This window comes from Nonomuraea cypriaca, assembly GCF_015645445.1.
In the GTDB taxonomy this organism is placed as follows: domain Bacteria; phylum Actinomycetota; class Actinomycetes; order Streptosporangiales; family Streptosporangiaceae; genus Nonomuraea; species Nonomuraea cypriaca.
Genome location: NZ_JADOGI010000325.1, coordinates 1 through 9,594, shown reverse-complemented (window position 1 = coordinate 9,594; position 9,594 = coordinate 1). Strand labels below are relative to the sequence as shown.

At 70.4% G+C, this 9,594-nt stretch carries 7 protein-coding genes and 1 pseudogene; 4 read left to right on the top strand and 4 right to left on the bottom strand.

Annotated elements, in window-relative coordinates; all coding sequences use genetic code 11:
- The first annotated feature begins 247 nt into the window (after window positions 1–247).
- The gene (locus tag ITP53_RS50910) at window positions 248–1,180 is read left to right on the top strand and encodes a hypothetical protein (RefSeq protein WP_195902702.1); all 933 of its coding nucleotides are present in this window, start codon (window positions 248–250) and stop codon (window positions 1,178–1,180) included.
- A 12-nt stretch (window positions 1,181–1,192) separates the two neighbouring features.
- Here the strand turns inward: ITP53_RS50910 and ITP53_RS50905 are convergent, their stop codons facing one another.
- A complete protein-coding gene (locus ITP53_RS50905; protein ID WP_195902701.1) occupies window positions 1,193–2,434 on the bottom strand; it encodes a cytochrome P450 in 1,242 nt (413 codons plus the stop codon).
- A 232-nt stretch (window positions 2,435–2,666) separates the two neighbouring features.
- On the opposite strand from ITP53_RS50905, the gene ITP53_RS50900 reads away from it, so the two are divergent.
- The gene (locus ITP53_RS50900) at window positions 2,667–3,752 is read left to right on the top strand and encodes an RNA methyltransferase (RefSeq protein WP_328818492.1); all 1,086 of its coding nucleotides are present in this window, start codon (window positions 2,667–2,669) and stop codon (window positions 3,750–3,752) included.
- A 111-nt stretch (window positions 3,753–3,863) separates the two neighbouring features.
- Here ITP53_RS50900 and ITP53_RS50895 read toward each other — a convergent pair whose 3' ends face one another.
- Genes ITP53_RS50895 through ITP53_RS50885 form a run of 3 tightly spaced genes read right to left on the bottom strand, consistent with a single transcriptional unit; the run spans window position 3,864 to window position 7,632 of the window.
- Entirely contained in the window at window positions 3,864–4,721 is an 858-nt protein-coding gene (locus ITP53_RS50895; protein WP_236052099.1) for an alpha/beta fold hydrolase, read from the bottom strand.
- Between the two features lie 28 nt (window positions 4,722–4,749).
- Window positions 4,750–6,042, bottom strand: a complete 1,293-nt coding sequence (locus tag ITP53_RS50890; protein WP_195902700.1) for a cytochrome P450 — start codon at window positions 6,040–6,042, stop codon at window positions 4,750–4,752.
- A gap of 33 nt (window positions 6,043–6,075) precedes the next feature.
- The gene (locus ITP53_RS50885) at window positions 6,076–7,632 is read right to left on the bottom strand and encodes a GMC family oxidoreductase (protein WP_195902699.1); all 1,557 of its coding nucleotides are present in this window, start codon (window positions 7,630–7,632) and stop codon (window positions 6,076–6,078) included.
- A gap of 155 nt (window positions 7,633–7,787) precedes the next feature.
- Between ITP53_RS50885 and ITP53_RS50880 the strand changes: the two genes are divergently transcribed.
- Window positions 7,788–9,323, top strand: coding sequence for a long-chain-fatty-acid--CoA ligase (locus tag ITP53_RS50880; RefSeq protein WP_195902698.1), 1,536 nt, complete (start codon window positions 7,788–7,790; stop codon window positions 9,321–9,323).
- A 61-nt stretch (window positions 9,324–9,384) separates the two neighbouring features.
- A pseudogene (locus ITP53_RS56645) lies at window positions 9,385–9,594 on the top strand (HAD family hydrolase); the annotation flags it as partial.

Here is a 9,594-nt window from a genome sequence, read left to right as displayed (position 1 = left end):
CCCCGGACCCCACCAGGGACCGAACCAGGGACCGGACTTCGGCACGAACCACGGCCCCGGCCCTGGTTCGGCCCATGGACCGGCCCCTGGGCCGAACCGGGGACCCGGCCAAGGACCGAACCGTGGGCCGGCCCCCGGGCCGCACCAGGGACCCGGTCAGGGGACGAACCCCGGGCCGAACCAGGGACTGCATCAGGGGCCGAACAACGGGCCGAAGCACGGGGCGAACCAGGGAGCCGACTCCGGCATGGACAACGGCCAGCCTCCCGGCGACAACCAGGGCCCCAGGCCGGGCTCCAACCTGAACCGCGACCCGTCGGACCCCGAGCGCCGGTTCGTGACGGCGGGCCAGATCAGCGGTTCCCGCACCCCGCCCCCCGAACGCCAGCAAGAGCTCTGGAACACCGTCTTCGGCGACAACTACCAGGCCATGGGCGACGAGGACGCGCTGGACGACGGGCCGGGCAAGCCCGTCTGGATCTACGCGCTGGGCGGCTCCGTGGCGATCGCGCTGGTCGCGGCTCTGCTGTGGGCGTTCCTCGCGGGCCCGCTGTCCGGCGGCGACGATCCCCCGAGCTCGGACGTCGCGCAGGCAGAGCAGACGACCTCGCAGGAGCCGTCGGCGACCAGCAGCAAAAGCTCGATCGGCCCGCTGCCGAAGTACTCGGGTGACCCGTCCCCCGTCGTCGGCAGGGTCGCGGACGCCGCCGCCAGGATCTCCGTGCCCCAACTGGGCGGCCAGTGGCGGCTGGACCAGCGCCCCACCGTCAAGGGCACGTACGGCTACGACACCCGCCAGTACGTCCAGGTCGCGCCGGAGCGGTACGCCCATCTGATGTCGGGCCCGCTGCCGCCGAAGCTGGCCTCGTACTACGAGCAGGACAATCTGGAGCCGGTCATCAGACAGGTCGTGCTGAACGCCCGCAGAAGCTTCTTCCCTGATGACAACAAGGTCCGCAAGATCGCTCAGCAGCCGATCAAGGTGGGCGACTCCACGGGCCGGCTGATCGCGTATTCGCTGACGTCGGCGACCGAGAAGGCCACGATCGTGACGATGGCCATCAACACGGGCGCCGACGTCCCGGCGGTCGTCTACATGTCGATCCCGGCGGAGAGCAAGAAACTCATGCCCGACGTACGGACGGTCATGAACCAGGTGAGGCTGGCCACCGGGTCCTGACCGCCCGCCGGGCTAGAAGGTGCACTCCATGTGCTTGATGCCGTTGATGAACATGGAGTGCAGCCGGTCCGGCTTGCCGGCCTCGATGCCGGGCACCCGGCGCAGCAGCTCACGGAACATCACCGTGATCTCCCGCCTGGCCAGGTGCGCCCCCAGGCAGAAGTGCGGTCCGGGGCCGCCGTAGCCGACGTGCGGGTTGGGGTGGCGGCCGATGTCGAACCGGTACGGGTCGTCGAACACCGCCGCGTCCCTGTTCGCCGCCCAGTAGAACAGGACGGCCTTCTCGCCCTGGCGGTAGAGGTGGCCGTTCATCTCGAAGTCCCTGGTGACCTTGCGGCGCATGAAGTTCACCGGGGAGGCCAGCCGGACGATCTCCTCCACCGCTCCCGGCGCGCGGCCGTCGATGTCCTCCAGCCACAGGGCGCGCTGGCCGGGGTTCCTGGTGAGCAGGCGCAGGCCGTACGAGATGGCGTTTCTCGTGGTCTCGTTGCCGGCCACCACGAGCAGGATGAAGAACGACCCCAGCTCCTGCATCGTCAGCTTCTCGCCGTCGATGTTGGCGTTGACCAGGGAGGACGTCAGGTCGTTCGTGGGCTGGTCGGCGCGCTGCGCGGCCAGGTCCTGGACCAGTTGCTGCAGCTCCATGCCGGCGGTGAGCAGGCGCTCGGCGACCTGGTTGACGTCGTCGCCGGTGTATTCGGGGTCGAAGCCGCCGAGGATCATGTTCGAGCGGTCGAAGACGTACTGGTAGTCGCGCTCGGGGATGCCCATCATGTCGCAGATGATCTTTAACGGGAGCCTGGCGGCGACCTCGGTCACGAAGTCGCACCCGGACCCCTTGTCCAGGAGGTCGTCCACGATGGCGCCGGCCGCCGCCTCCACGTCCGCCTCGAACTGCTTGATCATCTTGGGCGTGAACGCGCGCGAGACGATCCTGCGGAGCCTGGCGTGGCGCGGGTCGTCCATGTTGATCATCGAGCCGAAGTACTCGGCGAACTCCGCGGGCATGTCAGGGATGTTCGTGGCACCGCCGTCGCCCGAGCAGAACACCTCCGGGTTGCGGCTCGCCTCCAGGATGTCGGCGTGCTTGACGAGCGCGTAGTAACCGGGGCCCTGAGGCGCGTAGGCAATCTCCATCTCGGCGAAGAACACGGGGTTCTCACGCGAGCGCAGCCGGTCGAACGCCTCCTCCCGCGCTTCCATGGGCTTGGCCCAGAAGTCAGGATCCGACAGGTCGAAGTCGAGGACGGTCATCCCCCAATCATTGGAAAAGCAGCCACTTACGTCAATGGTCGCTCCGTACGCCGTACGTACACGCCCGGAAAACCTGTGGTCCCCTGATCGACGTATGCCCTATGGTGTCCGGCTATGACGTTCTTCTACCTGCGTTAGCGATCCGCCGGCGGGTTCGCGGCACAACCCACCGCCGGCGATGCGGGACGGCTGAGCGACCGCCGTCCCGGGTCGCGACGTGGGAGAAGGACACGTGCATGCTTTTGCCGTGGCCAGGGCGGTGCACGGCATCGAACCCCTGGTCGCCGCGGAGATTCGGCGTTCCGGGCTGGGCGTGGTGCGCGGGTTGCGCCATCGCGAGGTGTGGTTCGAGCCCTCGCCTGAGGCCGGCCTGCTCGGTTTGCGCATGGCGGACGACGTGCTGCTGGTGGCCGCCGTGGTCGACGGGGTCGGCCACCACCGTTCCGCGCTGCGCCGGCTCGCCGGGGCGGCACGCGAAGCCGACCCCGGACGCCTGACCCGTCCGGGCGCTGGGCGGCTCGACCGGTCCGGTGGAGGGCTGGAGGTGTCGGCGTCGTTCGTGGGGCGCCGCAATTACACGAGGTTCGAGGTCGAGGACGCGGTGGGGGCCGAGCTGGCCCGGCCGTTGCGGCTGGCGTACCACTCCAGGAGGGACGGGGGGCGGCCGCCGCACGACGCCATGTCGTGGCGGGTCACGATCGAGGGCGACCGGGCGATCATCGCGCTGCGGGTGGCGGGGCGGCCGTTGCATCGCAGGCCGTACAAGACCGCCTCGATCCGGGGCACGCTGCATCCGCCGCTGGCCGCCGCGATGGCGGAGCTGGCCCGGCTCGACGGCGCGAGCACGGTGCTGGACCCGTGCTGCGGGGCGGGCACCACGCTCATCGAGGCGCACGCGCTCGCACCCGGGGTACGCCTGCTGGGCTTCGACCACGACCCTGCCGCGCTCGCCGCCGCCACCTCCAACGCGTACGCCGCCCGCACCGCCCTCGCCGAGGGCGTCGAGGTTCGGGGATCGGAGGGCCGGTCGCCGTTCGCGTGGGCCGTGGCGGACGCCGGGCGGATCCCGGTGGCCGACGGCTGCGCGGACCGGGTGCTGGTGAACCCGCCCTGGGGCCGCCAGGTGCCTCCGACGGGGCTGCTCGCCGGGGATTCCGGCCTGCTCTGGCGGGAGGTGCGGCGCGTGCTGGCCGGCGACGGGCTCGCCGTGGCGCTCGTCCACGACGGGATCCCCCGCGGATTCGCCGTCACGGAGACCGTCCGGGTGAGCCTGTCGGGCCGCCACCCACAGATCGCGGTTCTCCGCAAACGAGGCTGAGGCGGTCAGTGGCGGGGCCGCCACCCACAGATCGCGGTTCTCCGCGAACGAGGCTGAGGCGGTCAGTGGCGGGGCCGCCACTCACGGATCGCGGTTCTCCGGGAACGGGGATCAGGGGGTGGGGGCGAGCCAGTCGAGGATGAGGCGATTGACGTCGGCGGGGCGTTCGAGGTGGAGGAAGTGGCCCGCGCCGGCCACCTGCTCGGCCCGTGACCCGGCCGGGAGGTGGCTCAGGGCGTCCTCGACCAGTTCGGGGCCCAGGCAGCCGTCCCGCGTGCCGTGCAGGTAGAGGACCGGGCCGGTGACGCCGGGGGCGACGGCCGGGTGACGGCCCGAAGGCGGCGTGGTGCCGAGCATGGCGCGGTAGTAGCCGATGGCCGCGCGCAGATGGGCGGGTTCGCCGATGCTGCGGCGTACGAACTCCAGGTCCTCGCCCGGGTCGTAGCCGGGCGACCAGTCGCGCCAGAGGTTCTCGATGAAGCCGGGATCGGCCGCGGCGGCCTCCGCCATGGCGGTCTGGAACAGGAAGATGTAGAACGAGCGCTTGAGCTGCTCGTACTTCAGGAACCCGCCGCCCAGCGCACCCGGCGGGGGCACCGCGAGCGTGACCGCCCGGCGGAAGCGGCCGGCCGTGCGGTAGACGGGGAACGCGCCCCAGTCGTGCCCGATGACCACCGCGTCGTCGCCGCCACCGAGCGCCTCGTGCAGCGCGAGGACGTCGGCGACCAGGGCGGCGACCTCGTACGCGCCGTCCGCGGGTATCTCGGTGGGCGCGTACCCGCGCATGAACGGCGCGACGGCCCGGTAGCCGCGCCCGGCCAGCGCGGGCATCAGGTGCCGCCAGGTGTGCGCGGTGTCGGGGAAGCCGTGCAGGCACAGCGCCAGCGGCCCCTCCCCCACCGTCAGATACGCGAACTCCACCCCGTTGGCATGGACGCTCCTGATCTCCATGACTGCGAAACCTAGCATCCGTCCCCCTCCAGGCCCGGCCGGCGCGTCAGAAGGTGTGGCGCAGGCGCCTGACGCCGTTGACGAAGTTGGACGGCAGGAAGTCCGGCTCGCCCACGGACCGGATCGCGGGCAGGCGGGTGAACAGCTCGCGGAACATCACGGTCATCTCCCTGCGCGCCAGATGGGCGCCCAGGCAGTGGTGCGGCCCCGGCACGCCGAAACCGACGTGCGGGTTGGGGTCGCGGGTGATGTCGAACGTGTCCGGGTCGGCGAAGACCGCCTCGTCGCGGTTGGCGGAGTTGTAGAAGAGCAGCACCTTGTCGCCGCGCTTGTAGGCGACGCCGTTCATCTCGTGGTCGCGCGTGAGCGTCCGGCGGAACTGGATCACCGGCGTGGCGTAGCGGACGATCTCCTCGCACGCCCCGACGATGCGCTCGTCGAAGCGCTCAAGCAGCAGCTCGCGCTGACCGGGGTGGTCGGTGAGGAGCTTGAGCCCGTACGCGATCGCGTTGCGGGTGGTCTCGCTGCCCGCCACCACGAGCAGGACGAAGAACGACCCCAGCTCCCGTGAGGTGAGCCGTTCGTCGCCGTTGACCAGCAGGCTCACCAGATCGCCGGTCGGCCGCCGGCGCCGCTCGTCGCCCAGGCGGGCGGCCAGCCGGGTGAGTGAGAACCCCGCGTGCAGCAGCCTGGCCAGGCCGCGGGCGACATCGACGCGGCTGAGGCTCGAAGCGATGCCGGTGTCCTCGGGGCCGGCGTGCTCGGGACCGGCGTGCTCGGGGCCGGTGGGCTGGGGGCCGGTGCTGCTGAGGATGATGTCGGTCCGCCGCAGCACCATGTCATGAAATTTGGCGGGAATCCCCATCATGTCGCAGATGACCCGTACGGGCAGCTTGGCGGCCACCTGCGCGACGAAGTCCCCCGGACCCTCCTCGATCACCCGGTCCACGATCTCCGCGGCGGCCGCGGCCAGGTCGTCCTCCAGCTTCGCCAGGATGCGAGGAGAGAACGCCCTCGCCACGATCCCGCGTAACCTCACGTGCCGCGGATCGTCCAGGTCGATCGCCGGCCCGAAGGGGCCGCTCAGCCAGGCCGGCAGGCCGGGCACGCCGCCGGCGCCCGGCTCGCCGCCGAACACGGCCGCGTTCCGCCCGGCCTCGACCACGTCGGCGTGGCGGACCAGGGCGTAGTAGCCGGGGCCGCCGCCGACGAACGGCAGGCTCCGCTCCGGCACGAACACCGGGCGCTCGAGCCCGCGCAGCCTGCGGAACGCCGCCATGCGCTCGGCCTGCGGCAGCGCCCAGAACGGTGCCTGTGCCAGCTCCGCGGACGATGTCATACCGTCCAAGCGTTGTGCAAGTGCCCACTTACGTCAAGCGCTCGTCACCGCGTTCTGCCTGATCAGGTCGGCCGCCTTCTCCCCGATCATGATGGCGGGGGCGTGCGTGTGACCCCGGTTGAGCGTCGGCATGATCGACGCGTCGGCGACCCTGAGCCCCTCGATGCCGCGTACCCGGAGTGCGGGGTCCACGACGGAGGCGTCGTCCGTGCCCATGCGGCAGGTGCCCACGGGGTGGTAGAGGGTCTCGCCGCGCTCGCGCACCCACTGCGCGAGCTCCTCGTCGCTCTCCGGCCCCCAGTACGGCGCCATCGGCCCGCCCGCGTACGGCTTCATCGCCGTGGTGGCGAACAGCTGCTTGGCCGTCTTCAGCCCCGCGACCAGCCGCTTGACGTCGGCCTCCGCGGCCAGGTAGCCGGGGTCGATCACCACGTCCCTGCCGTTGAGCCCGATCCTGCCGCGGCTCTCCGGCTGCAGCAGCACGGCCCCGATGGTGAGCCCGTGCCCGGTCGGCGGGGTGAGGCCGTGGTCCAGGAACGGCACGGGCGCGAAGACCAGCTCGACGTCGGGCGCGGGCTCCTCGGCCGAGGTCCTGATGAACGCCACCGCCTCGCCGACGTTCGTGGTGAGCATGCCGGAGCGCAGGACGATGTAACGCAGCAGGTTGCCGATCGACTCGGCCTTGGTCAGCGTCACCGGCTGCCTGCATTCGACGTACACGGCGGAGGCGAGGTGGTCCTGCAGGTTCTTGCCCACCTCGGGCAGGTCGTGGATGATCGCGATCCCGGCGTCGCGCAGCTCGCCGGCCGCGCCCACGCCGGAGCGCATGAGCAGGTAGGGCGAGCCGATCGCGCCGGCGGCCAGTATGACCTCGCGCCTGGCCCTGACCTGGGCGCCGCCGCTGTGCTCGATGCCCGTCACGCGCCGGCCGTCGAACGTCACCCGGTCCACGGTGGCCTCGGTGATCACGTGCAGGTTGGGCCGCTTGGCGGCCGGGCGCAGGTAGGCGTCGGCCGAGCTCCACCTGCGGCCGCGGTTCTGGGTGACGGGGGTGGGGCTGTAGCCCTCGTTGGAGCGCCCGTTCAGCTCGCCGAGACGCTGGAGGCCGAACTCCTCGCACGCCTTGAGGAACGCCGCGGTGGTGACGTTGGGGCTGCGCAGTTCGGAGACGTAGAGCGGGCCCGACGTGCCGTACACGTCGCCGGCGTTGCTGCCGACGCGGTGCTCGGCCCTGGTGAAGTACGGCAGGACGTCGTCGTACGCCCAGCCGGGGACGTCCCACTGGTCGTAGTCGCGCTCGCAGCCGCGCACCCACATCTGGGCGTTGAGCGAGGACGAGCCGCCGATCATCCGGCCCCTGGGCCAGTAGAGCTCGCGGCCGGACATCTCGCTCTGCTTCGCCGTGGTGTAGTTCCAGTCGTAGCCGGTCTTGAACAGCTTGGAGAAGCCCGCCGGCATCCGGATCTCGAGCTTGTCGTCCTGCCCACCCGCCTCGACCAGCGCCACCGACACGCCCGGGTCCTCCGAGAGCCGGCCGGCTAACACGCATCCCGCGGATCCCGCGCCGACGATGACGTAGTCGTACTCCATGACCCCTCCATGGGGTGAGTAACTTGGTACTTGCTTACTCCAGCCGGGCCGACGCGTCCATATCCACTTGTAACCTCTGTTACCTACTAGTCGGTATGGCTTCCTGCGAAGATGGCGCGCAAGCGGCTTTCGAGGCTTCACAGGAGGAAGGCGTCATGCTCAATCTGTCGATTGTCCTGGAGGACAGCGCCAGGAAAATCCCGGACGCTACGGCCGTCGTCTTCGGCGACATGCGCCTGCCGTACTCCATGATCGACACTGTAGCCAGTCAGGTGGCGAACCTGCTGGTGGCGCGTGGGATCGGCAAGGGCGACAAGGTCGCGCTGGCCTGTCCGAACGTGCCGTACTTCCCGTTCGTGTACTTCGGCATACTCAAGGCCGGCGCGGCCGTGGTGCCGCTCAACGTGCTCCTGCAGTCCCGCGAGATCGCCTACCACCTCGACGACAGCGACGCCAAGGCGCTGTTCTGCTTCGAGGGCACGCCGGAGCTGCCGCTGGGCGAGCGCGGCAAGGCGGGCTTCGAGGCGGCGAAGGGCTGCGAGCACTTCTTCGTGCTCCCCGCCACGCCGCTGGCGACCGAGTCGGCGTACGGCGAGTCGATCTGGGCGGCGCTCGGCGCGATGGCGGGCGAGTTCGAGACCGTGCAGACGTCGCCCGACGACACGGCGGTCGTCCTCTACACGTCGGGCACGACGGGCCAGCCCAAGGGGGCCGAGCTCAGTCACCAGAACATGCTCATGAACGCGATGGTCAGCGACAAGATGTTCCCCGGCTCCGAGGAGCGCGACACGTACCTGGGGGTGCTGCCGCTGTTCCACTCCTTCGGCCAGACCGTCGTCATGAACGCCGGCTTCCTGCGCGGCGCGACGGTCGTGCTCATGCCGCGCTTCGAGCCGGGCGAGGCGCTCTCGCTCATGGCGTCGGAGAACGTCACGTTCTTCGCCGGCGTGCCGACGATGTACTGGGGCATGCTCACCAAGATCCACGCGGACGGCGTGGAGGCGCCCCGCTCGCTGCGCATCGCCGTGGCCGGCGGCGCGTCCTCGCCGGTGGAGGTGCTCAAGGACTTCGAGCGGACCTTCGGGATCGGCATCCTGGAGGGGTACGGCCTGTCGGAGACCGCGCCGGTGGCCAGCTTCAACCATGCGGACCGGCCCACCAAGCCCGGCACGATCGGCACCCCCATCTGGGGCGTGGAGATGAAGCTGATCGACGGCGACTGGAAGACGATCGAGGGCGAGGGGCCCGGCGAGATCGCCATCCGCGGCCACAACGTCATGAAGGGCTACTACGGCCGCCCGGAGGCGACGGAGGAGGCCATCAGGGACGGCTGGTTCCGCACCGGCGACATCGCGACGCGTGACGCGGACGGCTACTACGCCATCATCGACCGGGCCAAGGACATGATCATCCGCGGCGGCTTCAACGTCTACCCGCGCGAGCTCGAAGAGGTCCTGATGACCCAAGAGGCCGTCTCGCTGGCCGCCGTCGTGGGTGTCCCGCACGAGTCGCACGGCGAGGAGATCAAGGCGTACGTCATCCTCGTTCCCGGCGCCACGATCACGGAGGACGAGCTGATCGCCTGGTCCAGGGAGAACATGGCGGCCTACAAGTACCCCAGGCTCATCGAGTTCCGCGACTCCCTCCCGATGACGGCCACGGGCAAGATCCTCAAGCGCGAGCTCCGCTGACCGTCTCCCCTCAAAGGCGCGGGCACCACCCGCGCCTTTCCCTTGCCTTCAGGAGTGGCTGATGTTGGCGCTGTTCGATCTGGACAACACGTTGATCGACCGGCTCGGTGGGTTTCGGCGGTGGGCCGTGGAGTTCGCCGCGGAGCGCGGGCTGGATGCCGGGGCGGTTTCCTGGCTGGTGGAGACGGACGCGGACGGGGCGGCGCCCATGGACGTGTTCTTCGGGCTGGTACGGGAGCGGTTCGGGCTGGCCGAGCCGGTGGAGGAGTTG

Excerpts from the sequence above, each read along its gene's own strand:
- ITP53_RS50890 (WP_195902700.1), bottom strand. The coding sequence starts at position 6,042 with ATGACATCGTCCGCGGAGCTGGCACAGGCACCGTTCTGGGCGCTGCCG.
- ITP53_RS50885 (WP_195902699.1), bottom strand. The coding sequence starts at position 7,632 with ATGGAGTACGACTACGTCATCGTCGGCGCGGGATCCGCGGGATGCGTG.
- ITP53_RS50880 (WP_195902698.1), top strand. The coding sequence starts at position 7,788 with ATGCTCAATCTGTCGATTGTCCTGGAGGACAGCGCCAGGAAAATCCCG.
- ITP53_RS50905 (WP_195902701.1), bottom strand. The coding sequence starts at position 2,434 with ATGACCGTCCTCGACTTCGACCTGTCGGATCCTGACTTCTGGGCCAAG.
- ITP53_RS50895 (WP_236052099.1), bottom strand. The coding sequence starts at position 4,721 with ATGCTAGGTTTCGCAGTCATGGAGATCAGGAGCGTCCATGCCAACGGG.
- ITP53_RS50910 (WP_195902702.1), top strand. The coding sequence starts at position 248 with ATGGACAACGGCCAGCCTCCCGGCGACAACCAGGGCCCCAGGCCGGGC.